The organism is Pseudogulbenkiania subflava DSM 22618 (assembly GCF_900177275.1).
GTDB lineage: Bacteria > Pseudomonadota > Gammaproteobacteria > Burkholderiales > Chromobacteriaceae > Pseudogulbenkiania > Pseudogulbenkiania subflava.
Window position 1 is genome coordinate 96,026 of sequence record NZ_FXAG01000002.1, and the last position, 22,696, is coordinate 118,721.

At 66.2% G+C, this 22,696-nt stretch carries 22 protein-coding genes; 12 read left to right on the forward strand and 10 right to left on the reverse strand.

What is annotated here, in order from left to right:
- The first annotated feature begins 35 nt into the window (after positions 1–35).
- The 6 genes from B9N72_RS02035 (at position 36) to B9N72_RS02060 (ending at position 6,620) form a co-directional block, all read left to right on the forward strand.
- A complete protein-coding gene (locus tag B9N72_RS02035) occupies positions 36–605 on the forward strand; it encodes a GbsR/MarR family transcriptional regulator (protein ID WP_085274779.1) in 570 nt (189 codons plus the stop codon).
- Positions 606–608: 3 nt separating this feature from the next.
- Positions 609–1,952: a cytochrome ubiquinol oxidase subunit I gene (locus B9N72_RS02040; RefSeq protein ID WP_085274780.1), complete on the forward strand. Its 1,344-nt coding sequence runs from the start codon at positions 609–611 to the stop codon at positions 1,950–1,952.
- The gene (locus tag B9N72_RS02045) at positions 1,949–2,959 is read left to right on the forward strand and encodes a cytochrome d ubiquinol oxidase subunit II (protein ID WP_085274781.1); all 1,011 of its coding nucleotides are present in this window, start codon (positions 1,949–1,951) and stop codon (positions 2,957–2,959) included. The genes B9N72_RS02040 and B9N72_RS02045 overlap by 4 nt, the downstream gene beginning before the upstream one ends.
- 404 nt (positions 2,960–3,363) lie before the next feature.
- Positions 3,364–4,707, forward strand: coding sequence for an omega-aminotransferase AptA (locus B9N72_RS02050; protein ID WP_085274782.1), 1,344 nt, complete (start codon positions 3,364–3,366; stop codon positions 4,705–4,707).
- Position 4,708: 1 nt separating this feature from the next.
- Positions 4,709–5,002, forward strand: a complete 294-nt coding sequence (locus B9N72_RS02055; RefSeq protein WP_085274783.1) for a cupin domain-containing protein — start codon at positions 4,709–4,711, stop codon at positions 5,000–5,002.
- 124 nt (positions 5,003–5,126) lie between these two features.
- The gene (locus tag B9N72_RS02060) at positions 5,127–6,620 is read left to right on the forward strand and encodes a CoA-acylating methylmalonate-semialdehyde dehydrogenase (protein WP_085274784.1); all 1,494 of its coding nucleotides are present in this window, start codon (positions 5,127–5,129) and stop codon (positions 6,618–6,620) included.
- 297 nt (positions 6,621–6,917) lie between these two features.
- Here B9N72_RS02060 and B9N72_RS21350 read toward each other — a convergent pair whose 3' ends face one another.
- The gene (locus B9N72_RS21350) at positions 6,918–7,076 is read right to left on the reverse strand and encodes a hypothetical protein (protein WP_234985858.1); all 159 of its coding nucleotides are present in this window, start codon (positions 7,074–7,076) and stop codon (positions 6,918–6,920) included.
- 611 nt (positions 7,077–7,687) lie between these two features.
- Complete coding sequence (locus B9N72_RS02070; protein ID WP_085274785.1) at positions 7,688–8,476, reverse strand: inositol monophosphatase family protein; 789 nt, start codon at positions 8,474–8,476, stop codon at positions 7,688–7,690.
- A gap of 140 nt (positions 8,477–8,616) precedes the next feature.
- Between B9N72_RS02070 and B9N72_RS02075 the strand changes: the two genes are divergently transcribed.
- A complete protein-coding gene (locus tag B9N72_RS02075; protein WP_085274786.1) occupies positions 8,617–9,381 on the forward strand; it encodes an RNA methyltransferase in 765 nt (254 codons plus the stop codon).
- Complete coding sequence (locus B9N72_RS02080; protein ID WP_085274787.1) at positions 9,359–10,309, forward strand: DUF1853 family protein; 951 nt, start codon at positions 9,359–9,361, stop codon at positions 10,307–10,309. Before B9N72_RS02075 ends, B9N72_RS02080 begins: the two co-directional genes overlap by 23 nt.
- Before the next feature lie 68 nt (positions 10,310–10,377).
- Here B9N72_RS02080 and fnr read toward each other — a convergent pair whose 3' ends face one another.
- Positions 10,378–11,133, reverse strand: coding sequence for a fumarate/nitrate reduction transcriptional regulator Fnr (gene fnr, locus B9N72_RS02085; RefSeq protein ID WP_085274788.1), 756 nt, complete (start codon positions 11,131–11,133; stop codon positions 10,378–10,380).
- Positions 11,134–11,266: 133 nt separating this feature from the next.
- Between fnr and hemN the strand changes: the two genes are divergently transcribed.
- Positions 11,267–12,676, forward strand: a complete 1,410-nt coding sequence (gene hemN, locus B9N72_RS02090) for an oxygen-independent coproporphyrinogen III oxidase (protein WP_085274789.1) — start codon at positions 11,267–11,269, stop codon at positions 12,674–12,676.
- Between the two features lie 87 nt (positions 12,677–12,763).
- Here the strand turns inward: hemN and B9N72_RS02095 are convergent, their stop codons facing one another.
- The 3 genes from B9N72_RS02095 to hmpA form a co-directional block, all read right to left on the reverse strand.
- Positions 12,764–13,747 carry a patatin-like phospholipase family protein gene (locus B9N72_RS02095; RefSeq protein WP_085274790.1) on the reverse strand — a complete coding sequence of 328 codons (984 nt, stop codon included), beginning with the start codon at positions 13,745–13,747 and terminating at the stop codon, positions 12,764–12,766.
- A gap of 683 nt (positions 13,748–14,430) precedes the next feature.
- A complete protein-coding gene (locus tag B9N72_RS02100) occupies positions 14,431–14,892 on the reverse strand; it encodes an RrF2 family transcriptional regulator (protein ID WP_008953364.1) in 462 nt (153 codons plus the stop codon).
- Between the two features lie 57 nt (positions 14,893–14,949).
- A complete protein-coding gene (hmpA, locus tag B9N72_RS02105; protein ID WP_085274791.1) occupies positions 14,950–16,167 on the reverse strand; it encodes an NO-inducible flavohemoprotein in 1,218 nt (405 codons plus the stop codon).
- 176 nt (positions 16,168–16,343) lie between these two features.
- Here hmpA and B9N72_RS02110 point away from each other — a divergent pair, with 176 nt between their 5' ends.
- A complete protein-coding gene (locus B9N72_RS02110; RefSeq protein WP_234985859.1) occupies positions 16,344–16,544 on the forward strand; it encodes a hypothetical protein in 201 nt (66 codons plus the stop codon).
- A 37-nt stretch (positions 16,545–16,581) separates the two neighbouring features.
- Here B9N72_RS02110 and queF read toward each other — a convergent pair whose 3' ends face one another.
- The gene (gene queF / locus B9N72_RS02115) at positions 16,582–17,421 is read right to left on the reverse strand and encodes an NADPH-dependent 7-cyano-7-deazaguanine reductase QueF (RefSeq protein WP_085274792.1); all 840 of its coding nucleotides are present in this window, start codon (positions 17,419–17,421) and stop codon (positions 16,582–16,584) included.
- A gap of 55 nt (positions 17,422–17,476) precedes the next feature.
- The gene (gene murJ, locus B9N72_RS02120) at positions 17,477–19,009 is read right to left on the reverse strand and encodes a murein biosynthesis integral membrane protein MurJ (RefSeq protein ID WP_085274793.1); all 1,533 of its coding nucleotides are present in this window, start codon (positions 19,007–19,009) and stop codon (positions 17,477–17,479) included.
- 128 nt (positions 19,010–19,137) lie between these two features.
- On the opposite strand from murJ, the gene rpsT reads away from it, so the two are divergent.
- Together rpsT and B9N72_RS02130 are read left to right on the forward strand one after the other, a co-directional pair.
- On the forward strand, positions 19,138–19,404 hold the full coding sequence (rpsT, locus tag B9N72_RS02125) for a 30S ribosomal protein S20 (RefSeq protein WP_008953359.1): 267 nt from the start codon (positions 19,138–19,140) through the stop codon (positions 19,402–19,404).
- A 113-nt stretch (positions 19,405–19,517) separates the two neighbouring features.
- Positions 19,518–20,597 (forward strand): phospholipase A, encoded by a 1,080-nt coding sequence (locus tag B9N72_RS02130; RefSeq protein WP_085274794.1) that lies wholly within the window; start codon positions 19,518–19,520, stop codon positions 20,595–20,597.
- Between the two features lie 9 nt (positions 20,598–20,606).
- Here the strand turns inward: B9N72_RS02130 and B9N72_RS02135 are convergent, their stop codons facing one another.
- Together B9N72_RS02135 and B9N72_RS02140 are read right to left on the reverse strand one after the other, a co-directional pair.
- Positions 20,607–21,761: an acetate/propionate family kinase gene (locus tag B9N72_RS02135; RefSeq protein ID WP_085274795.1), complete on the reverse strand. Its 1,155-nt coding sequence runs from the start codon at positions 21,759–21,761 to the stop codon at positions 20,607–20,609.
- On the reverse strand, positions 21,758–22,693 hold the full coding sequence (locus B9N72_RS02140) for a phosphate acetyltransferase (protein ID WP_085274796.1): 936 nt from the start codon (positions 22,691–22,693) through the stop codon (positions 21,758–21,760). The genes B9N72_RS02135 and B9N72_RS02140 overlap by 4 nt, the downstream gene beginning before the upstream one ends.
- Between the last annotated feature and the right edge of the window lie 3 nt (positions 22,694–22,696).

Sequence of the window (22,696 nt, forward strand, 5' to 3'; positions counted from 1 at the left end):
TCAAACTTTCAGAAATTACTGAAAATTGGAGAAAGATGAACCTGCCACCCCTGACCCAATCCTTCGTGCTGCATTTCGGCGAGATGGGCAGCCATTGGGGCATCAACCGCACCGTCGGCCAGATTTATGCCCTGCTGTACGTCTCGCCCAAGCCGCTCAACGCCGACGACATCGTCGAGGCCATCGGCTGCTCCCGCTCCAATACCAGCATGGCGCTGAAGGAGCTGCAGGCCTGGCGCCTGGTCAAACTACAGCACCTGCCTGGTGACCGGCGCGAGTACTTTTCCACGCCGGACGACGTGTGGGCAATCTTCAAGACCTTGGCCGAAGAACGCCAGAAGCGTGAGGTGGAACCGACCCTGACCATGCTGCGCGGGGCGATCCTGGAGCGGCCGAGCAGTGAGGAAGAGCGCCACGCCCAGGCGCGGATGAAGGAGATGTACCAGCTCATCGAGCTGGTGACCAAATGGTTCGCCGACATCCGCGACATGGACGTCGAGACCCTGCAACGGCTGATGAAGCTGGGGGCGCAGGTGCAGAAGGTGCTGCAGTTCACCCAGAGCCTCGGCCGGCTGACCGGCCGCGACGGCGGCAAGGAGGAGTGAGTCATGGAGTTCGATCCCGTCACACTGGCCCGAATCCAGTTCGGCGCCAACATCAGTTTCCACATCCTGTTTCCGACCATCAGCATCGCCATGGGCTGGGTGCTGCTGTTCTTCAAGTGGCGCTTCAACGCCACGCGCGACGAGGCGTGGATGGAGGCCTACGGCTTCTGGGTCAAGGTATTCGCGCTGACCTTCGCGGTCGGAGTGGTGTCCGGCATCACCATGAGCTTCCAGTTCGGCACCAACTGGCCGGGCTACATGCGTACCGTCGGCAATATCGCCGGGCCGCTCTTGGCCTACGAGGTGCTCACCGCGTTCTTTCTGGAGGCGACCTTCCTCGGCATCATGCTGTTCGGCCGCTCACGCGTGTCCAACCGCGTGCACACCCTGGCCACCTTCCTGGTGGCGTTCGGCACCACGGTGTCGGCGTTCTGGATCATCGCCCTCAATTCCTGGATGCAGACCCCGACCGGCTTCTCCATGGTGAATGGCCAGGCTCACGTCACCAACTGGCTGGAGGTGATCTTCAACCCGTCGATGCCGTACCGGCTGACCCACATGCTGCTGGCCTCGGGCCTCACCGTGGCGTTCCTGGTGGCGGGGTTGTCGGCCTACCGCTGGGGGCGCGGCGATCGGGTGAGGGCGGTGCGCCACAGCCTCACGACCGGCGTCTACCTGGCGGCGCTGCTGATCCCGTTGCAGATCCTCGCCGGCGACGCCCACGGCCTGAACACCTTCCATCATCAGCCGGCCAAGCTCGCGGCGATGGAGGGGGTGTGGCATACCGAGCGCGGTGCGCCGCTGCTGCTGTTCGCACTGCCGGACGAGGCGAGCCAGTCCAACCGTTACCAGATCGGCATTCCCAAGCTGGCGAGCCTGATCATTACGCACCAGCAGGACGGCGAGATCCGCGGCCTGGGCGAATTCGCCGGCAAGCATCCGCCGGTGGGCAAGGTGTTCTGGAGCTTCCGCGTCATGGTGGCGGTGGGCGTGCTGATGCTGGCCACGGCGTGGCTGGCGGTGTGGCAGCTGCGGCGCGGCGAGCCGGCCGGCTGGACCACGCGGCTGCTCACCGCCATGACCTTCTCCGGCTGGCTGGCGACGCTGGCGGGCTGGTACGTCACCGAGATCGGCCGCCAGCCCTGGCTGGTGACCGGCGTGCTCAGCACCGCCGACGCCGCCTCGACGGTGCCGGGCGGCATGATCCTCTCCACCTTGCTGATGTACCTGGCGCTGTACCTGGTGCTGCTGACGAGCTACGTCTCGGTGGTGTTCTATTTGGCGCGCAAGGCGGGCAAGCACGATGACCTCCCGCTTTCGGCCAACCTGGCAGGAGAACAAGCATGAACGCGGAACTGTGGTTGCCGGTGGTGTTCGCCGGCCTGATGGCGATCTCGCTCCTGGCCTACGTGATCCTGGACGGCTACGACCTGGGAGTGGGCATCCTGCTGCCGCTGGGCTCGGAGGCGGAGCGCGACACCATGATCGCCAGTATCGGGCCGTTCTGGGACGCCAACGAAACCTGGCTGGTGTTGGGGGTGGGGCTGCTGCTGGTGGCCTTCCCGCTGGCGCACGGCATCATCCTGGGCGAACTCTACCTGCCGGTGGCGCTGATGCTGCTCGGGCTGATCCTGCGCGGCGTGGCGTTCGACTTCCGCGTCAAGGCGCGCGACCCGCACCGGCCGTGGTGGAACGCCGCCTTCGCCGCCGGTTCGCTGCTGGCGGCGCTGAGCCAGGGCGTGATGCTGGGGCGCTACCTCACCGGCTTCGCCCCCGGCGCAGCGGCGTGGGGCTTCGCGCTGTTGGCCGGGGCCGGCCTGGCGGCGGCCTACGCGCTGCTCGGTGCCGGCTGGCTGATCATGAAAACGCGCGGGGCGCTGCAGGCACGCGCCATCGGCTGGGCGCGCCGCGCGCTGTACGGTACCGGGCTGGCGGTGCTGGCGGTGTCCATCGCCACGCCGCTGGCGAGCGCGCACATCGCCGCCAAGTGGTTTGTGCTGCCCGATTTCCTGCTGCTGTTGCCGCTGCCGCTGGGTTCGCTGGCGCTGTTCGCGCTGCTCGCCCTGAGCCTGCCGCGGCTGGCGCGGCGCCAGGCCGCCGGCAACGACTCCCTGTGCTGGCTGCCGTTTGCCGCCACCGTCGGCATCGTGCTGCTGTCGTTCTGGGGACTGGCCTACAGCGTCTTCCCCGACATCGTCATCGGCCGTCTCACCATCTGGCAGGCGGCGTCCAGCCCCGAGGCGCTGCGCGTGATCCTGTGGGGCGCGGCGGTGGTGCTGCCTACTATCGTCGGCTACACCGTGTACGCCTACCGCGTGTTCTGGGGCAAGGCCGAGGGGTTGAGTTACTCGTGAGCGGGGCTGTGGGCGGGGGCTCAGGACGTCCCCGCCAACTCCGCGAGAAATCGCTCCAGGATCAGGTTGGGGCGGCGTCCCTGGCGTGTCACCACGGCGAGCGTGATGTCGTCGTAATAGCGGCTGCAGCAGGGCGCGGCGCGGGCCCTGTGCCACCCAGCGTTCCGCGTAGTGGTCGGGCAAAAAGCCGATGAAGCTGCCGCATTCCAGCACGGTCTTGAACAGGCGCAACAGGCGGAGGTTGAAATCGCTGACCGGGGCGAGGGAGTGTGTCTTGCCAATGGGTGAGTAAAGTCAAAACTGAACGTAAGAAGAATGTGATTTAACTCGTCTTGCAGCTTGGTGCAAGCTAGGCACCGCTTCTTCCACTTCCTGTGCCACTTTACCGTTTCGGGAGCCGTGCCATGAATTCCCCCCAGCCTGCCGTACCGCCCGTCGCCGCCGGTCTCGATCTGCGTGCGCACTGGATGCCGTTCACCGCCAACCGCAATTTCCAGCGCGACCCGCGCCTGATCGTCGCCGCCAGCGGCAACTATCTGACCGATGCCGATGGCCGCCAGATCTTCGATAGCTTGTCGAGCCTGTGGTGCTGCGGCGCCGGCCATGCCCGCAAGGAGATTGCCGAGGCGGTGTACAAGCAGCTCGGCACGCTGGACTACTCGCCGGCGTTCCAGTTCGGCCACCCGCTCTCGTTCAGGTTGGCCGAAAAAGTCGCCGCCATGACCCCGGCCGGGCTCGACCACGTGTTCTTCACCAACTCGGGCTCGGAGTGCGCCGACACCGCGGTGAAGATGGCGCGTGCCTACTGGCGCCTGAAAGGCCAGGCCAGCAAGACCAAGCTGATCGGCCGCGCCCGCGGCTACCACGGCGTCAACATCGCCGGCACCAGTCTGGGCGGCATCAACGGCAACCGCAAGGCCTACGGCCAGCTGCTCGACGTCGACCACTTGCCGCACACGCTGCTGCCGCAGAACGCCTTCAGCCGCGGCCTGCCCGAGCACGGCATCGAACTGGCCGACGACCTGCTGCGCCTGATCGAGCTGCATGACGCCTCCAACATCGCCGCCGTCATCGTCGAGCCGGTGGCGGGCTCGGCCGGGGTGATCGTGCCGCCGGCGGGGTATCTGAAGCGCCTGCGCCAGGTCTGCGACCAGCACAACATCCTGCTGATCTTCGACGAGGTGATCACCGGCTTCGGCCGCATGGGCACGCCGTTCGGGGCGGACTATTTCGGCGTGGTGCCGGACATCATGAACCTGGCCAAGCAGCTCACCAACGGCGCCGTGCCGATGGGGGCGGTGGTGGCGAGCAACGAGATCTACGACACCTTCATGAACCAGAACATCCCCGAGTACGCGGTGGAGTTCACCCAGGGCTACACCTACTCGGCGCACCCGGTGGCCTGCGCCGCCGGCTTGGCTGCACTGGACATCCTCGAGCGCGAAAACCTGGTGGCGCGCGTCGCCGAACTGGCGCCGCACTTCGAAAAGGCCATCCACGGCGTCAAGGGCAGCCGGCACGTGGTGGATATCCGCAACTGCGGCCTGGCGGGCGCGATCCAGCTCGCCCCGCGCGACGGTGACGCCATCGTGCGCCCCTTCGAGGCGGCGATGAAGTTGTGGCAAGCCGGCTTCTACGTGCGCTACGGCGGCGACTGCCTGCAGTTCGGCCCTCCGTTCACCAGCACCCCGGCCGAGCTCGACCGCCTGTTTGACGCCGTGGGCGAAGCCCTCAACGAGGTGGCCTGAGATGACGGAACGTCCCAAGGCCGTACCTACGGTGCAGATCGACAACGACCAGGTGGTGGTGACCGAGTGGCGCTTTGCCCCCGGTGCCGAAACCGGCTACCACCGCCACGGCATGGAATACGTCGTGGTGCCGATCACCAACGGCGAGTTGCTGCTGGAAACCCCCGAAGGCGAACGGCGTGCGGCGCTGGTCCTGGGGCAGAGCTATACCCGCCAGATCGGCACCGAGCACAACGTGATCAACCCCTGCGAGCACGAAGTCGCCTTCATCGAGATCGAACTCAAATCACGGTGAACGCATCGGCCGGTAACCAGGCCGGGCCCGCACGGAACAACGGCCTCTCCGGCAGGGAGAGGCCAAAGGGGGAAGGGCGCCGCAAGCCCTCCTTCAACCCTATTCAGCGAAATAGAGACGGACCATGAGCATCCTCAATCATTTGATCAACGGCGAACTGAGCGCGGGCGGCAGCCGCACCGCACCGGTATTCAATCCCTCCACCGGCCAGGCCGCGCGCGCGGTGGCACTGGCCGACGTCGCCACCGTGCAGCAGGCCATCGCCGCCGCCCAGGCCGCCTACCCGGCCTGGCGCAACACCCCGCCCGCCAGGCGCGCGCAGGTGATGTTCCGCTTCAAGCAACTACTGGAGGCCAACGAGCAACGCATCGCCCAGCTCATCAGCGAGGAGCACGGTAAGACCCTGGAGGACGCCGCCGGCGAACTGAAGCGCGGCATCGAGAACGTCGAGTACGCCTGCGGCGTGCCGGAACTGCTCAAGGGCGAATACAACCGCAACGTCGGCCCCAATATCGATGCCTGGAGCGACTTCCAGCCGCTCGGCGTGGTGGCCGGCATCACCCCGTTCAACTTCCCGGCCATGGTGCCGCTGTGGATGTACCCGCTCGCCATCGCCTGCGGCAACACCTTCATCCTCAAGCCGTCCGAGCGCGACCCGAGTTCGACGCTCTTGATCGCCCAACTGCTGCACGAAGCCGGCCTGCCCAAGGGCGTGCTGAACGTGGTGCACGGCGACAAGGAAGCGGTGGACGCGCTGATCGAATCCCCGGATGTGAAAGCCCTCAGCTTCGTCGGCTCGACCCCGATCGCCGAGTACATCTACAGCGAAGGCACCAAGCACGGCAAGCGCGTGCAGGCCCTGGGCGGCGCCAAGAACCACGCCGTGCTGATGCCGGATGCCGACCTCGACAACGCCGTCAGCGCGCTGATGGGCGCTGCCTACGGCTCCTGCGGCGAACGCTGCATGGCGATCTCGGTGGCGGTGTGCGTCGGCGACCAGGTGGCCGATGCGCTGATCGCCAAGCTCACGCCGCAGATCCAGGCGCTGAAGATCGGCGCCGGCACCTCGTGCGGCCTGGACATGGGCCCGCTGGTCACCGCCGCCGCCCGCGACAAGGTGGTCGGCTACATCGACGACGGCGTGGCGGCCGGCGCCGAGCTGGTGGTGGACGGCCGCGGCTACCGCGTTGCTGGCCATGAAGGGGGGTACTTCGTCGGCGGCACCCTGTTCGACCGCGTCACTCCAGACATGCGCATCTACCAGGAAGAAATCTTCGGCCCGGTGCTGTGCGTGGTACGCGTGAACAGCCTGGAGGAGGCGATCGCGCTGATCAACGCCCACGAATACGGCAACGGCACCTGCATCTTCACTCGCGACGGCGAGGCGGCGCGCCTGTTCGCCGACCTGATCGAAGTTGGCATGGTCGGCATCAACGTGCCGCTGCCGGTGCCGGTGGCCTACCACAGCTTCGGCGGCTGGAAGCGCTCGCTGTTCGGCGACCTGCATGCCTACGGCCCGGATGGTGTGCGCTTCTACACCCGGCGCAAGGCGATCACCCAGCGCTGGCCGCAACGCGCCAGCCACGAGGCCTCGCAGTTCGCCTTCCCCAGTTTGTAAGAATCTGCTCTCGGTCTGTCGCGAGCGGCCCTCAGCGGGACGAAGAGCAGCACAGAAACCGGAATGTACTGGAGTACATGAGGATTTCGCGCAGCGCATGAGCCCCGATCAGGGACGCGCAGCAAGACCGTGAACAGATTAAAGACCCACACGGTGTGAACTTGATAAGCCCAACCTCGGTTGGGCTTCTTTTTTGGGCGCGCGGCTAGTGGCGGCAACGCTCCGGATCGAGGCCATGCCAGTGCAGCTTGTCGTACAGCGTTTTGCGCGGCAGTTGCAGCAGCTCGGTGGCCTTGATCACCTGGCCGCCGGTGCTGCCGTTTCCGCTTCCAGCCCGTCGCCCAGGCCCAGGCAGTAGCGCTCGGCGACGTTGCGTAGCTCGCGCACATTGCCCGCGGTATTGGACAGGACACTCGGCGGCGTCCTTGCCGTACTGGATTGCAGGAGGCATATCATGCTGGGGTGTTTAGTAAGTTTTTGAATTTTGTGTGTTTGTTTTTTTTTACTGGTGTGTCGCTGTGTGCCAAAGTCCAGACAGGGGCAGGGGAGTTGTGCGGTTTTTTGCACAGGGTGGTGGGGGGCGGTTTTGTCCAGAAGGTTGGTGGAGGTGCAGGCTTTGCCGGTTCCGCTCGTCAGGCGGGTCGAGGGGCTTGTCTCGCCAAGCCCCTCGACGCTCCCAAGGCGAGCCCACCGCTGCTTGTCTCCGTCTGGCTGGAGAATGGCAGGCGCGGCGGGAACTAGCCGGGCGCTAACGTCGCCCGGCGTCGGACAGCCCGTGGCTTAAAACCTCGCCATCCCCCATCCAGCCGGCGCGGCAGAAGGGCTGATTGGAGGCGTCGGCAATGTTTTGGCACAGGTGGAGCCGGCTCCCACACCCTCGCCAGCGACACAAGAAGAAACAGCTGAATCAATGAAGCCACTGCTTCCCCACCGGGTGGAAGCGGTAATTAAGCTCCCTCGAGACAGCACGGTAGAGGAGAGGATGGTTAGGTAAGAGCCGAAAAGCCCACGAAAGAAACAACAACGCCCCGGCAAGCGGGGCGTTGGATGGCGGTGCTGGAGAACGATCAGCCGACGTGCGGGGCCAGGGTGTGCAGCAGCTGCGCCAGCACTTTCGGGCTGCCGGCCACGATGTCGCCGGATTCCAGCCAGCCATCCTCGCCCTTGAGGTCGGTCACGATGCCGCCGGCTTCCTGCACGATCAGGCTGCCCGCCGCGATGTCCCACGGCTTCAGGTTGAGTTCCCAGAAACCGTCGACGCGGCCGCAGGCCACGTTGCACAGGTCGAGCGCGGCCGAGCCTTCGCGGCGTACGCCGGCGGTCTTGGCCAGCACGTCCTTCAGCATGCCGAGATACTGGTCGATGTAGCTCTGGTCGGTCACCGGGAAGCCGGTGGCGATCACGCACTCGTTCATGGCGATGCGCTTGGAGACGCGGATGCGGCGGTCGTTGAGGAAGGCGCCGACGCCGCGCGAGGCGGTGAACAGGTCGTTGCGGTTGGGGTCATACACTACGGCCTGCTGGATCTGGCCCTTGTGCATCAAGGCGATCGAGACCGAGTATTGCGGGTGGCCGTGCAGGAAGTTGGTGGTGCCGTCGAGCGGGTCGATGATCCACTCGAATTCGGCGTTGCCCAGGCCTTTGGCGCCGGACTCTTCTGCTAGAATCCCATGCTTGGGGTAGGCGTCGAGAATGGTCGAGATGATGGCCTCTTCGGCGGCGCGGTCGACTTCGGAGACGAAATCGTTGTGCTGCTTCTTCTCGACGCGGATGGTGTCGACGTTGTGCGACGCGCGCTGGATGACGCTGGCGGCGCGACGGGCGGCTTTCACCGCGACGTTGAGCATGGGATGCATTGACGGCCTCTAGTAAAGACACAGCCTCGGCTTTCCCGGTAGGGAAAATCGCAGCTGGAAACAATCTGGGTTAAGGAACGAAAAAACCCGGCTCGTGGACGGGCTTTTGATAAGCCGTCCATTTTAATGCGAAATGGCCAATGAAGAAACCCGAAGTCCCTGATTTTTTGAAGAACATTCGTGTGGTGCTGGCGCGACCGAGCCATCCGGGCAATATCGGCTCGGCGGCGCGGGCGATGAAGACCATGGGGCTGTCGCGGCTCTACCTGGTCGAGCCCAAGACCTTCCCGAGCCCCGAGGCCGACACGCTGGCCTCCGGCGCGGTCGACCTGCTGCAGCACGCGGTGGTGGTGAACACCCTGGCCGAGGCGCTGTCCGATGTCACCGTGGCCTGCGCGCTGACCAGCCGCCGGCGCGAACTGACCACGCCGCTGTCGACGCCGCGTGAGACCACGCCGGAACTGGTGGCGCGCGCGCGCGACGGCGAGCAGGTGGCGCTGGTATTCGGCAACGAGACCTTCGGCCTGTCGATCGACGAGGTCGAGCTGTGCAATCGGCTGGTGACCATTCCCGGCAACCCCGAGTATTTCTCGCTCAACCTGGCGATGGCGGTGCAGGTGATGACCTACGAGCTGTTCAGCCACACCGGCGTCGGCGTCGACTACCTGCGGCCGGAAGGCGAGAGCGCCACGCGCGACGAGGTGGACGGTTTCTGCGGCCACCTCGACCAGACCCTGGCCGACATCGGCTACTACGAGCGTCGCAACGGCGAGCGCCTGATGCGCCGCCTGCGCACGCTGTTCAACCGCGCCAACCTGCTGCGCGAGGAGGTCGACATCCTGCGCGGCTTCCTCAAGCAGGTGCAGCGCGTGGCCCAGCGCGATGATGGACGGCACCAGCAGTAGCTCCTTCTACCTGCCCTACGCGCACCCCGCGGTGCGCGACCTGGCCTTCCTGCTGACGGCGCCGGCGCCCTGGCTCACCGGTGCCGACATTCTGCCCGAACGCCTGCTGGGCGACGCCGGCCCGCAATTGCTGGCCGAACTCGATCACGATCCTCGCCCGCTCGTTGACTGGCTCGCTGCCCGTCCCACCACCCGTCTCGGCCGCTATGCCGAAAACCTGCTGGCGTTCTGGTTCGAACTCGTGCCGCACATTGAGTGCGTGGCGGCCAACCTGCAGGTGCAGAACGGCGAGCTGCGCACCATCGGCGAGTTCGACTTTCTGCTGCGCATCGACGGCGAGCCGTGGCACCTCGAGACCGCCAGCAAGTTCTACCTGATGCTGGGCGAAGGGCGCCATACCCTGGTCGGCCCCAGCCTGCGCGACGCCTGGGCGCTGAAGGCGGCCAAGCTGCAGGATCAGCTCGCGCTGTCGCGCCACGCGGCGGCGCAGGCATTGTTGCCGCCCGGCTTCGTCGGCTGCCGCACTGCGGCAAGGCTGGCGGGCTGGCTGTTTTATCCCCATGCAGTGCTGCTGGAACCGCCGCTGGCGCCGGACCCGCTGACCGGCTGGGCGCGCCCCTTGCTGGCGCCGTGGCCGCGGCGCTCGCTGGCATCGCGCTGGGTGTGGCTGCCGCGGCTGCGCTGGCTGGCACCGGCGCGGGTGGACGAGGCCGAGACGCTGGACGAGGACGCGCTGCGCCGCCACTTGGCGGCGGCAGAGGCGCCACAGCTGGTCGCCGAGGTGTTGCCACTGGAGAACGGGAGCTGGGAAGAGGTCGCGCGCGGTTTTGTCTGCCCGCCGAACTGGCCGCCGCCGGCGCGGCTGGCCGAGTTGCTCGACACGGTGCAGGAGCTGGCCAATGGCAAGGCGGGAAACGGGGGGCGCTGAACGCCATCCATGCCGCGGCGGCCGGAGGGCCGCCCGCGGGCGCTAGGATCGCGGGGGAGCGGAAAGGCTCAGTGGTTCGGCGTCGGGTGGGCGTTGGCGCAGCCGGCGACCAACTGCTTGAGCTGCTCGGGCTGCACCAGCTGGATGTGCTTGTGGTCCACCGCGATCCAGCCCTGCTGCTGGAACTTGGACAGGGTGCGGCTTACCGTCTCCAGCTTGAGCCCCAGGAAGCTGCCGATCTCCTCGCGGCTCATGCGCAGGATGAAGTCGTTGGAGGCGAAGCCGCGCACCGTCAGGCGCTGCGACAGGTTGATGAGGAAGGCGGCCAGCCGTTCCTCCGCCTTCATATTGCCCAGCAGCATCATCACGTTGTGATCGCGCACGATCTCGCGGCTCATCAGCCGGTAGAAGTGGTGTTGCAGCGAGGGAATCTCCAGCGCCAGGTTCTGCATGCGGCTGAACGGCAGCTCGCACACCTCGCTGTCCTCCAGCGCGACGGCGTTGCAGCCGTGCACGTTGGCCGAAATCCCGTCCAGCCCCATCAGTTCGCCCGACATGTGAAAGCCGGTGACCTGCTCGCGCCCGTCCTGGCTGGAGATGCAGGTCTTGAAGAAGCCGGTGCGTACCGCGTACAGTGACTTGAAGCCCTCGCCGCTGCGAAACAGCGCTTCGCCACGCTTCAGGCGCCGGCTCTGGCGGATCACCGCATCCAGTCGTGTCATTTCCTCACGGTTCAGACCCAAGGGCAGACACAATTCGCGCAGCGTGCAGTTGGAGCAGGAGACCTTGAGGGCTTGCAGGGGAACAACAGTCGAGTCAGTCATGCGGCATGTCCGCTTCTGTTAAGTAAGCCTTGATGTTGGTCAAAGCGTTGGGCCTTGATGTCGGTCAAAGCGTTTCCGGGAGGTTTGCCGCAAATTTACCAGCCCACCACTGGTTTTTCCATCGCGAGACATCATGAATACCACCCACCCACCGTTTTCGCCCACACGTTGCGAGTTCGACCGCGCCCTGATCGCCCGTCTCGACGGCGCCGGCCCGCGTTATACCTCGTATCCGACGGCAGACCGCTTCACCGACGACTTCAGCGCCAAGGACTACCGTCACTGGCTGCAGCAGCGCAAGATCGGCGCCAACAGCCGCCCGATCTCGCTCTACGTGCACCTGCCGTTCTGCAACACCGTGTGCTATTACTGCGGCTGCAACAAGATCATCACCAAGGACAAGAGCCGCGCCGACCGCTACCTCGATTACCTGGAGAAGGAGGTCGGCCTGGTGGCCGACGTGTTGGGGCCGCGCGAAAAAGTCATCCAGCTGCACTTCGGCGGCGGCACCCCGACCTTCCTGTCGGACGAACAGCTGGAACGGCTGATGGGGATACTCCGAACCCGCTTTGAATTCTTGGCGGAGGGAGAATATTCCATTGAGATAGATCCGCGCAAGGTGACGCGCGACACCGTGCTGCATCTGGCGCGCCTGGGCTTCAACCGCATGAGCGTCGGGGTGCAGGATTTCGAGCCGCGCGTGCAGCAGGCGGTCAACCGCATCCAGAGCGAAGAGGAGACGCGCGTGGTGATCGACGCCGCGCGCGAGGCCGGTTTCCGCTCGGTCAGCGTCGACCTGATCTACGGCCTGCCGCTGCAGACCCAGGCCTCGGTTGCGGCCACGGTCGACAAGGTGATCGCCATGGGGCCGGACCGCATCGCGCTCTACAACTACGCCCACCTGCCGACCGTGTTCATGCCGCAGCGGCGCATCAACGAGGCCGACCTGCCGCTGCCGCCGGTCAAGCTCGACATCCTGCAGCACTCGGTGGAGCAGCTGTCCACCGCCGGCTACGTGTTCATCGGCATGGACCACTTCGCCAAGCCGGAGGACGACCTCACCGTGGCGCTGCGCCAAGGCCGGCTGCAGCGCAACTTCCAGGGCTATTCCACGCACGCCGACTGCGACATGATCGGGTTCGGCGTGTCGTCGATCGGCAAGGTCGGCCCCTGTTACAGCCAGAACGAGAAGGATCTCGAGAGCTACTACGCCGCACTCGACGAAAACCGCCTGCCGGTGCTGCGCGGCATGGTGCTGGACGGCGACGACATCCTGCGCCGCTCCATCATCCAGGCGCTGATGTGCCGCTTCGCGCTGTCGGTGGAAGCCATCGAGCAGGTGCACGGCATCAACTTCGCCGAGTACTTTGCCGCCGAGATGCCGGCCATCCGCGAGTTCCAGCAGCAGGGCCTGCTCACCTTCGACGGCGACTTCCTGATGGTCCAGCCCAAAGGCCGCTTCCTGATCCGCAACATCGCCATGGCCTTCGACCGCCACCTGCGCGAGCGTCAGACCAAGGCGCGCTACTCGCGCACCATCTGATCCACTCCCTCGTCGCCACGGCCGTCTTGCGGCCGTGGCGTGTGTGCGCTGTGGGTTCCCATTCCGCCGCGACGACGTCGCCCGGCGTCAGCCGATGCGCCGCCACAGCCGCATCGTGCTTTTTCTCCCGATTTCCGCGCCGTGCTCTTGCAGCCAGGCCTGCGCCCGCTCGCGCCCGGCGGCAAACAACTGCTGCACCAGGCCGTGATGCGGCGTGAGCTTGCTCAGGCTGTCGAGCGCGCCGGTGGTGGCGTCCGCATCGATATGGTGCAGGCGCAGCTGGCGCAGGTGCCGCTCCAGCCGGCCCAGGCCGAACAGGCTTTTGCCGGCTTCGCGCTTGGCGATGGCGAGTCCCTGCAACTCGGTATGCAGCGACGAGCCGAAACTGATGTCGTTGAGGCGGCGCTCGACCGCACCGGCCCCCCCAGGCGTCTCCTCCCACTGTTGCGGCACCAGCGTCACCAGCACGATATCGCGGGCGCGCCCCTGGTAGGCCAGCGGAAACAGCGGCGGGTTGGCGGTGAGGCCGCCGTCCCAGTAGGCTTCGCCGTCGATGTGCACGGTGTGGTGCAACTGCGGCAGGCAGGCGGAAGCCAGCAGGTGCTCCACGCTCAGCTCGTGGGCATGGAACAGCTTGAGGCGCCCGCTGTTGACGTGGGTCGCGGCGATGAACAGCTGGATCGGGGTGGTGCGCAGCCGGGCGAAGTCGATGCTGCTGGCGATCAGCTCGCGCAGCGGGTTGTAGTCGAACGGGTTGAGCTGGTCCGAGGTCAGGAAGTGCGACAGGTGCAGCAGCCCTTGCAGCGCGGCGGGCGGGGCGTGCTCTGCCGGCCAGGGGTAGAGCGCCGAGAGCCGTTGCCAGAACTGCCCCAGCGCCTCGCGCGCACCGTCGTAGCCGTCCTCCATCCAGCCGTGGACCAGCAGCGCCGCGTTCATGGCGCCGGCACTGGCGCCGCTCAGTGCGGCGGGGTGGTAGCGGCGTGTTTCCAGCAGCCTGTCCAGTACGCCCCAGGTGAAGGCGCCGTGCGCGCCGCCACCTTGCAGGGCCAAGGCGATCTCAGTGGTCTTCATGAATGTTCCCTTTCTCGAAGAAGCCAGCCTGCTACAGGCTAGGGCCGTTCTGTTGCGGGGATGTGTTGCCGGGGCTATCTGCAACGCTGGGTGAGAGGTGGCGGGGGCCGCTCAGGCGGAGCTGGGTGGTCGTCGCATGACGCCGACCCAGTTTAGGCAAGCAAACTACCGGCCATGTTCCATAGGGGGGGCGATGGGCGGGAGATGCCGGCAGGGCAATGCGCAGAGGCTCGGGCGGCGGCTGACGTGGTCAGGCCGTCCCGGGGAAGCGCGGTGGCCTGGTAGTCGGAGCCGCGCGGGTCAAGGGCCGCTCGATGCGGAGAAGCGGGGAGATGGTGTGCGTAGCGAGACCGATGGGATGTCGCGCGGAGCGGCGCCGTGCCGGCGTCGAACCGAGTGGGGAGGCGGGTGGCGTTAGAGCCTGTTCAAAGTCTTTTTCCGACTGCGCTGGTCTGGCAAATGGCCAGATGCTAGGCGGACGGTGCAGGCCTTAGTCATTCTAAGGTCAAGTCGTCCAACACCGCAGCTGGCCGTTTGCCGGGCCAGCCCTTCGGGGCCGGGTACTGCCGGCGCATCGCGTTGTCGTTCGTCCCTGGCAGTGAATGACACTGCGGCGGGACTCTCTTCTCGCGCTGCATCCGGCTGTACTCGGCCGCCGCCGAAAAAAGACTTTGAACAGGCTCTTAGGAGACAGTGCCCGGCTCCAGCGGACGGGGCCGGCGGTGCAGGCGGACGATGGCCTCGCCGGTCGGCGCAGCGACGGCGGAGGCCAGCGTGAAGCGGTTGAGCGCCTCGAAGAAGGCGGTGAGGCCGACGTCCAGCGCCGACTTGAGCTGGCAGCCGCTGCGCAGCGCGCAAGGAGGCTCGGCGCAGTCGATCAGATCGCTCATGCCTTCCAGGGTGCGGATGACGTCGCCCAGCCGGTAGTGATCGGCCGGGCGCGCCAGCGCCAGCCCGCCGCCCTTGCCTCGGGTGGTGACCAGCCAGCCCTGCTGCGCCATGAAGTGCACCACCTTGACCAGATGGTTGCGCGACACGGCGAAGCGCTCGGCGATTTCCGGGATGGTGACCGGGGTGTCGCGTTCGCGGTGGGTCAGGTACATCAATACCCTGAGGCCGAGGTCGGTGAAGCGGGTCAACTGCATGATCGGTTCTGTCTCGAATGATGCGGGCAGGATACCCCTCCCACCCGCGCGGCACAATCAGCCGGCTATGGTATGCGAGCCGAACACTTCGTAGTGGATGCGCCCGCCGTCCACCCCGGCTGCCAGCAGCCAGTCGCGCTGCGCCAGCATGAACGGCAAGGGGCCGCACAGGTAGTAGTCGGCGTCGGGCAGCAGCACCTGCTCGCGCACGGCGCCCAGGTCGACGCGGCCTTGCAGGTCGTAGTCTTTGCCCTGGCGGTCGTCGGCACCCACTTCTTCGTAGAACACCACCTTGCTGACGTTGTCGCATTCCGCCGCCAGCTGGTTGACGTGGCGCTTCATGGCGTGCACCGCACCGTTGCGGCAGCCGTGGACGAAGGCGACGCGGCGCGGGCTTTGCGTCAGCACCAGGTGGTTGAGCATGGCGATCATCGGCGTCTGGCCAACCCCGCCGCTGATCAGCACGACCGGGGTGCTGCGTTCTTCGTGCAGGAAGAAGTCGCCGCCCGGCGGGGCCAGTTCGAGCTGGTCGCCTTCGTGCACGGTGTCGTGCAGCAGGTTGGAGATGCGTCCGGCCGGGGTGGCGCCGTTGCCGGGTTCGCGCTTGACCGAGATGCGCAGGTAGTCCTGGCCTGGCGCGTCGGACAGGCTGTACTGGCGCGGCTGCAGCAGCCCCAGCTCGGGGACGTAGCGTTTCAGCGTGATGTACTGGCCGGGACGGAAGCCGGGCACCGCGCCCTTGTCGGACGGGGAGAGGTAGAACGAGGTGATCTCGCTGCTTTCCGCCACCTTGCGGGTGACGGTGAAGCTGCGTACGCCGGACCAGCCGCCGCGGCTCAGCGCGCCGTCGGTGTAGAGCTGTTGTTCCGCCGCGATCAGCAGGTCGGCAAGCTGGCCGTAGGCCAGGCGCCAGGCTTCCAGCAACTCGTCGCTGGCGGCCTCGCCCAGCACTTCGCTGATAGAGGACAGCAGGTGATGGCCGACGATCGGGTAGTGCTCGGCCCGGATGCCCAGGCCGACGTGCTTGTGGGCGATGCGCATCACCACCGGCGCCAGCACCGAAGGGTCGTCGATGTGTTCGGCGTAGCCCAGTACCGCCAGCGCCAGCGCCTGCTGCTGCTGACCGGCCTCCTGTTTGGCCTGGTTGAACACGTGCTTGAGTTCCGGGTTGTGGCTGAACATGCGGCGGTAGAAATGGCTGGTCAGGGCGACGCCGTGTTCGCGCAGAACCGGTACGGTGGCTTTGACGAGTTCGCGGTGCTGGCTGCTGAGCATGTGAAGTCCTTATAAGTTGTCAAAAAAATACATCTTATCGGCGATACCTATATCAGCATGTTCTGATGCTGGACGCGCCGTCACTAAAGATGTATCAATAGTACATGTTTAAAAAGGATGCTGTCACCTGGCACGTGCAGCGCCGTCGGCAAAAGGTGCGAATCATGCAACAAGGAATGGAACGTATTGCCCTGGTCACCATGCTGGTGTCGTTGTCGGTGTTCAGCGTCGGGGTCTACACCGCCTATTTTCGCGACGCGGAGGTGGCGATGCCGCTGCTGATCGCCGCGCACCTGTCGCTGACGGTCGCGGCCGGTCTGTTCAAGGTGGGGGCGGTGGTGCTGATGGCCTGCCGCAAGGCGCGACGGACCGCGTGACGAGGTTGGCCGAAGGGCTTCGGCCAACCTTTGGCCTTTACTGGCGCGCGGTGCGCACGTTGGCCGGCGCCGGCTCGCCGCTATTGCTGCGGAAGGGGTTGATGTCGAGGCCGCCGCGTCGGGTATAGCGCGCGTACACGGTGAGCTGCTGCGGCTGGCAGGCGCGCAGCACGTCGGTGAAGATGCGCTCCACGCACTGCTCGTGGAACTCGTTGTGCTGGCGGAAGCCGATCAGGTAGCGCAGCAGGCTCTCGCGCTCGATGCGCGGTCCGATGTAATGGATCTGCACGCTGCCCCAGTCGGGCTGGCCGGTCACCAGGCAGTTCGACTTCAGCAGGTTGGAGCACAGCGTCTCGCTGACGATGTGCGACAGATCGGCCGAGAGCCGTGCCGGATCGGGGTGATAGTCGCAGACGTCGATGTCGATGTCGTCGATGTACTCGCCGGCCAGCTCGTCGATCCGTTCCCGCGCAAAATCCTGCGGACTCGCCAGGCTGACGGCGACCGCGCCACCGGCCGCGCGCGACAAGTCCAGGGCGAGCTGGGCCTGCAATTGTTCCATGCTGTCGAGCCGGGTCTGGTTGAAACTGTTCAGGTAGAGCTTGAACGACTTCGACTCGATCAGGTTCGGGGTGTCCGCCGGGATGCGGAAGGTGGCAATCGCCACCTGCGGCTTGCCGCGGGCGTTGAGCCACGACAGCTCGTAGCCGGTCCAGATGTCGACGCCGGCAAACGGCAGCGCCGAGCCGTCCACGCCGATCTCGTCGCGCTTTTGCTGGCGCGGAATCGGGAACAGCAGCTCCGGTGCGTACTGGTCCTGGTACTGCACGGTCTTGCCGAGCGGCGACTGTTCGGGGGTCTTGGTGTTGTTCGCCATCGTCTCGTTACTTTCCTTATTCCGGACAGGGCCAAGGCCGGCCCTGTCCCGTTGCTCAGTGTTCGCGGCGCATGAAATCGCTGGGTCGGAAACCCTGTGCGAACAGCAGGCCGAAATACATCACCACCCCGGCCATGATGATGGCCGACAGCCAGGTCACACGCAGCCAGGAATGGCCGTGCCAGTTGATCGGCAGCCACAGCGCTGCCACCAGCAGCGCCGCCATGCCGCCCACCGCCACGCCCAGGCGCAGCAGGAAGGAGCGCCAGCCCGGCTGCGGTTCATACACCCCCTGCTTGATCAGCAGGTAGAGCAGCAGCCCGGCGTTGAGGCAGGCGCCCAGTCCGATCGACAGCGCCAGCCCCGCGTGTTTGAGCGGAAACACGAAGGCCAGGTTCATCAGTTGGGTCAGCAACAGGGTGAGGATAGCGATCTTCACCGGCGTCTTGATGTTCTGGCGCGCGTAGAAGCCGGGTGCCAGCACCTTGACCAGGATCAGCCCCAGCAGGCCGATGGCGTAGGCGATCAGGGCGCGCTGCGTCATCAGCGCGTCGTGCGCCGAGAACTTGCCATACATGAACAGCGTCGCGATCAGGGGCTGGGACAGCACCGCCAGGCCAACCGTGGCCGGCACCGCCAGAAGCAGCGACAGGCGCATGCCCCAGTCCAGCAGCTTGGAGTAGTCGTCGGCGGAATTGTTGGCGGCGTGCTTGGACAGCGACGGCAGCAGGATGGTGCCGAGCGCCACGCCCAGCACCCCGGTGGGGAACTCCATCAGGCGATCGGCGTAGTACATCCACGACACGCTGCCGGAGGCCAGGAACGAGGCGAAGATGGTGTTGATCACCAGCGAGATCTGCGCGATCGACACCCCGAAGATCGCCGGCCCCATCTGCCGGATGATGCGCCATACCGCGGCATCCTTCAGCGCCAGGCGCGGCCACGGCAGCATGCCCACCTGCTTCAGGTAGGGCAGCTGGTAGGCCAGCTGCAGGATGCCGCCGATGAACACCGCCCACGCCAGCACCAGCACCGGCGGGTGGAAGTAGGGCGCCAGCACCAGGGCGCACAGGATGAAGGAAATGTTCAGGAAGGTCGGTGTGAAAGCCGGCACCGAGAAACGGTTCCAGGTGTTGAGCACGCTGCCCGCCAGCGACGACAGCGAAATGAACAGGATATAAGGGAAGGTGATGCGCAACAGCTCGACGGTCAGGTCGAACTTGCCGGTATCGTTGGCGAAGCCGGGTGCCGAGATCCAGATGATCCACGGTGCGACCAGCATGCCGAGCGCCGTCACCACCAGCAGCACCAGCGCCAGCATGCCGGACACCGCGGCCAGAAAGTGCCGCGTTTCGTCCTCGCCGCGCTGCTGCTTGTATTCCGCCAGCACCGGCACGAAAGCCTGGGAAAACGCGCCTTCGGCAAACACCCGGCGCAGCAGGTTGGGGAGCTTGAACGCCACGAAGAAGGCGTCGGTGGCGAGCCCGGCGCCGAAGACGCGGGCGATGATGGCGTCGCGGACGAAACCCAGCACGCGCGACACCATGGTCATGCTGCTGACGGTGGCAAGAGCCTTGAGAAGGTTCATTGGGCGGAAAAACCGGTTGGGAGGATTTGCAAGCCGGCTAGTTTACGCGGGACGCATTGCTGTTGCAAAACCAGAGTATAGGGCTTAGAATCGCGGGTTTCAGATTCCGCTCATCAGGAGAAAGTTTCATGGCTAATAGCGCACAAGCTCGCAAGCGTGCACGCCAGGCTCTCAAGCAGCGCGCGCATAACGCCAGCCTGCGTACTGCGTTCCGTACCGCAGTGAAGAAAGTGATCAAGGCTGTTGAAGCCGGTGACAAGGCTGCTGCCAAAGACGTGTTCCAGGCTTCCGTTAAAGTGATCGACCGCATTGCCGACAAGGGCGTGTTCCACAAGAACAAGGCTGCTCGTCACAAGAGCCGTCTGTCCGCCCAGATCAAGGCCATGGCTGCCTGATCCGTCCGCAAGGACAGCGAATATGCAAAGGCCCCGCGATGCGGGGCCTTTTGTTTTTCGGAACCGCCGGTGCCGGCTGGGGGTCATACCTTCTTTTTTTGCCGATGACGCCCATGTCCATTCTGCGCTGGCTGCCGGGCTTGCCGCTCCTGCTGCCGCTGATGAGCCATGCCGAGAGCGCCGAGGAGGCGTTGGGCCGATGCGCCGCCTTGCCCGCGGCCGAGGCGCGGCTCGCCTGTTTCGACACTGCCGCCATGGCGGCCCGGCCACCGGTCGCTACCATCGCCGCCGCGCCGGCCCCGGCAGAACCCGCCCCGAATCTTACCGAAGCGATGCCCGCACCCGCTGCCATTCCACCTGCCGCGGAAGAGCGTGCCGAGCCGGTGCCGGAGAGCACGGCGCTGGCCAAGCTGTGGGATCTGGATCGGGACGCCCCGCACCGTACCTTCCTGCTGCGCGGCCACCGGCCATCGTATTTCCTACCCGGCTGGTACCAGGTTGCTCCCAACTCGACACCGTCCACGCCGACGCACGGCGTCGCCGGACAGGATCTCGACCACACCGAAGTCAAGTTTCAGCTCTCGTTCAAGAGCAAGATCTGGCAGAACGTGCTGGGCACACCGGCCGACCTGTGGTTCGGCTATACCCAGCAGTCGCACTGGCAGCTCTACAACAAGCCGCAGTCTTCGCCGTTTCGCGAAACCGACTACGAACCCGAAGTCATGGCCAGCCTGCCGGTCGATTGGTCCGTGCTGGGCTGGCGGGTGCGTCTGTTGGGCGGCGGCTTCGTGCATCAGTCTAACGGCCAGAGCGACCCGTTGTCGCGCAGCTGGAACCGGGTGTACGGTATGCTGGGCATGGAGCGCGGCCCGCTGACGCTGACGGCGCGCTTGTGGCAGCGGCTGCCGGAGCCGCTAGAGAGCGACGACAACCCCGACATCCTGCGCTACTACGGCTATGGCGACCTACAGGCCCAGTACCGCTGGAACGACCATACCCTGGCGGCGCTGGCGCGCTACAACCCATCGTCCGGTAAGGGCGCGCTGCAACTGGGCTGGACTTTTCCGCTGGCCGGCCGCCTGCGCGGCTACTTGCAGTATTTCAATGGCTACGGCGAGAGCCTGATCGACTACAACCATCGCAACCAGGGCATCGGCTTCGGCCTGATGCTCAACGACTGGGCGCAGGGCTGACGTCGGCGCTCAGCCCAGCAGCGCGGCGGCGCTACGCAGCATTTCGCCTTCCTCGTCGGTGGGGATCATCCAGGCGCTGCGCGGGCTGGCTGGCGTCGTCAGGCGGCGCGCTTGCGCCAGGTTGGCCGAAAGATCCAGTTCGAAGCCGAGCCAGCCCAGCTGCTTGACGACGCGGGCGCGGATTTCCGGCGAGCGCTCGCCGATGCCGGCAGTGAAAATCACTGCGTCCAGCCCCTTCATCGCCGCCGCCAGTGCGCCGATTTCCCGTACCACGCGGTAGCAGAACAGCTCGACCGCCTCGCGTGCCGCCGGTGCGTGGCTGGCGAGCAGTTCGCGCATGTCCGCCGACAGCCCCGATACCCCCAGCAGACCCGAGTTCTTGTAGAGCTCGCGCCGCACCTCGGCCACCCCCATGCCCTCGTGCTCCATCCAGTACAGCAGCACTTCCGGATCGAGCGCGCCGGGGCGGGTGCCCATCAGCAGGCCGTCCACCGCGGAAAAGCCCATGCTGCTGGCAACGCTGCGCCCCTGCACCATGGCGCAGGCGCTGGCGCCGCTGCCAAGGTGGCACACCACCACCTTGGCTTCGGCCAACCCCAGTTCGGGCAGGCGGTGCGCGATGGCGGCGTAGGAGAGGCCGTGAAAACCGTAGCGCCGCACGCCCTCCGCATGCCAGTGGCGGGCGATGCCGAAACGTGTCGCCACCTCCGGCTGGCTGGAGTGGAAGGCGGTGTCGAAGCAGGCGATCTGCAGCAGCCGCTCGTCCAGTGCGGTGAAGGCGTCGATCACCGCCAGGCTCACCGGCTGGTGCAGCGGGGCGAGTGCGACGAATTCCTCCAGGCTGACGCGCACCTGCGGCGTGAGCCGGACCGGTTCGCTGAAGCGGTTACCGCCGTGCACCACGCGGTGCAGCACCGCCGCCACCGTCAATTGGCGGTCGGCCAGGGCGTTGATCACCGCCGCCACCGCCAAGTCGCGGCCGGTGCCGGCCAGTTCCTGCTTGAGCAGCGGCAGCCCCTTGCCATCGGTCAGCGTCAAGCGCCCGCCGTCCTGGCCGAAGTGTTCCACCAGCCCCTTGACCAACAGGCCATGGCTGTCGGCGGCGTAGGCGCGGAACTTCAGCGTGGCCGAGCCGGCGTTGATCGCCAGATGCACTTTCCTCATGCCAGCGACTCCCGCCTTTGCTTGCCGTGCGCCAGCAGGTTCGCCACCGCGGTGGAGGCGAGCCGGCCGTTGGAGTCGTCGGCGCGACTGGTGAGCACGATCGGCACGCGCGCGCCCATCACGATCCCGGCCGAGGCGGCGGCGGCGAGGTAGGACAGCTGCTTGGCCAGCATGTTGCCGGATTCCAGATCGGGCACCAGCAGGATGTCCGGGTCGCCCGCCACCGGTGAGACGATGCCCTTGGTCGCCGCCGCCTCGCGCGAGATGGCGTTGTCGAAGGCGAGCGGGCCGTCCAGGATGGCGCCGGTGATCTGGCCGCGGTCGGCCATCTTGCACAGCGCGGCGGCGTCGATGGTGGAGCGCATCTCCGGGTTGATGGTCTCCACCGCCGACAGGATCGCCACCTTGGGCCGGGCGATGCCCAGGGCGTGGCACAGGTCGATGGCGTTCTGGCAGATGTCGCGCTTGGCGGTGAGGTCGGGCTCGATGTTGATCGCCGCGTCGGTGATGAACAGGTAGCGCGGGTAGCTCTCCACCTTCATGATGAACACGTGGCTGATGCGGCGCTCGGTGCGGATGCCGCTGCTGCGCGCCGTCACCTCGGTCATGAATTCGTCGGTGTGCAGGCTGCCCTTCATCAGGATGTCGGCGTAGCCGTCGCGCACCAGCGCCACCGCCTGCTCCGCAGCGGCGTGGCTGTGCGGCACGTCGATGGTCTCGAAGCGCGTGAGGTCGACGCCGAGTTCCTCGGCCAGTTTCTTCAGCTTGACCTGCGGCGCGATCAGGATCGGCCGGGCGATGCCGTGGTCAGCGCTCTCCACTGCGCCCATGAGCGCCTCGCGGCTGCACGGATGCGCCACTGCCATCGGCAACGGCCCGAGCTGCTCGGCCTGTTGCAGGATATCGTCGAAGGCTTGATCGTCATGCGTCATGCT

Bases quoted from the DNA above. Each gene is read 5' to 3' on its own strand.
- B9N72_RS02035 (WP_085274779.1), top strand. From the start codon at position 36: ATGAACCTGCCACCCCTGACCCAATCCTTCGTGCTGCATTTCGGCGAG.
- B9N72_RS02040 (WP_085274780.1), top strand. From the start codon at position 609: ATGGAGTTCGATCCCGTCACACTGGCCCGAATCCAGTTCGGCGCCAAC.
- B9N72_RS02045 (WP_085274781.1), top strand. From the start codon at position 1,949: ATGAACGCGGAACTGTGGTTGCCGGTGGTGTTCGCCGGCCTGATGGCG.
- B9N72_RS02050 (WP_085274782.1), top strand. From the start codon at position 3,364: ATGAATTCCCCCCAGCCTGCCGTACCGCCCGTCGCCGCCGGTCTCGAT.
- B9N72_RS02055 (WP_085274783.1), top strand. From the start codon at position 4,709: ATGACGGAACGTCCCAAGGCCGTACCTACGGTGCAGATCGACAACGAC.
- B9N72_RS02060 (WP_085274784.1), top strand. From the start codon at position 5,127: ATGAGCATCCTCAATCATTTGATCAACGGCGAACTGAGCGCGGGCGGC.
- B9N72_RS21350 (WP_234985858.1), bottom strand. From the start codon at position 7,076: ATGATATGCCTCCTGCAATCCAGTACGGCAAGGACGCCGCCGAGTGTC.
- B9N72_RS02070 (WP_085274785.1), bottom strand. From the start codon at position 8,476: ATGCATCCCATGCTCAACGTCGCGGTGAAAGCCGCCCGTCGCGCCGCC.
- B9N72_RS02075 (WP_085274786.1), top strand. From the start codon at position 8,617: ATGAAGAAACCCGAAGTCCCTGATTTTTTGAAGAACATTCGTGTGGTG.
- B9N72_RS02080 (WP_085274787.1), top strand. From the start codon at position 9,359: ATGATGGACGGCACCAGCAGTAGCTCCTTCTACCTGCCCTACGCGCAC.
- fnr (WP_085274788.1), bottom strand. From the start codon at position 11,133: ATGACTGACTCGACTGTTGTTCCCCTGCAAGCCCTCAAGGTCTCCTGC.
- hemN (WP_085274789.1), top strand. From the start codon at position 11,267: ATGAATACCACCCACCCACCGTTTTCGCCCACACGTTGCGAGTTCGAC.
- B9N72_RS02095 (WP_085274790.1), bottom strand. From the start codon at position 13,747: ATGAAGACCACTGAGATCGCCTTGGCCCTGCAAGGTGGCGGCGCGCAC.
- B9N72_RS02100 (WP_008953364.1), bottom strand. From the start codon at position 14,892: ATGCAGTTGACCCGCTTCACCGACCTCGGCCTCAGGGTATTGATGTAC.
- hmpA (WP_085274791.1), bottom strand. From the start codon at position 16,167: ATGCTCAGCAGCCAGCACCGCGAACTCGTCAAAGCCACCGTACCGGTT.
- B9N72_RS02110 (WP_234985859.1), top strand. From the start codon at position 16,344: ATGGAACGTATTGCCCTGGTCACCATGCTGGTGTCGTTGTCGGTGTTC.
- queF (WP_085274792.1), bottom strand. From the start codon at position 17,421: ATGGCGAACAACACCAAGACCCCCGAACAGTCGCCGCTCGGCAAGACC.
- murJ (WP_085274793.1), bottom strand. From the start codon at position 19,009: ATGAACCTTCTCAAGGCTCTTGCCACCGTCAGCAGCATGACCATGGTG.
- rpsT (WP_008953359.1), top strand. From the start codon at position 19,138: ATGGCTAATAGCGCACAAGCTCGCAAGCGTGCACGCCAGGCTCTCAAG.
- B9N72_RS02130 (WP_085274794.1), top strand. From the start codon at position 19,518: ATGTCCATTCTGCGCTGGCTGCCGGGCTTGCCGCTCCTGCTGCCGCTG.
- B9N72_RS02135 (WP_085274795.1), bottom strand. From the start codon at position 21,761: ATGAGGAAAGTGCATCTGGCGATCAACGCCGGCTCGGCCACGCTGAAG.
- B9N72_RS02140 (WP_085274796.1), bottom strand. From the start codon at position 22,693: ATGACGCATGACGATCAAGCCTTCGACGATATCCTGCAACAGGCCGAG.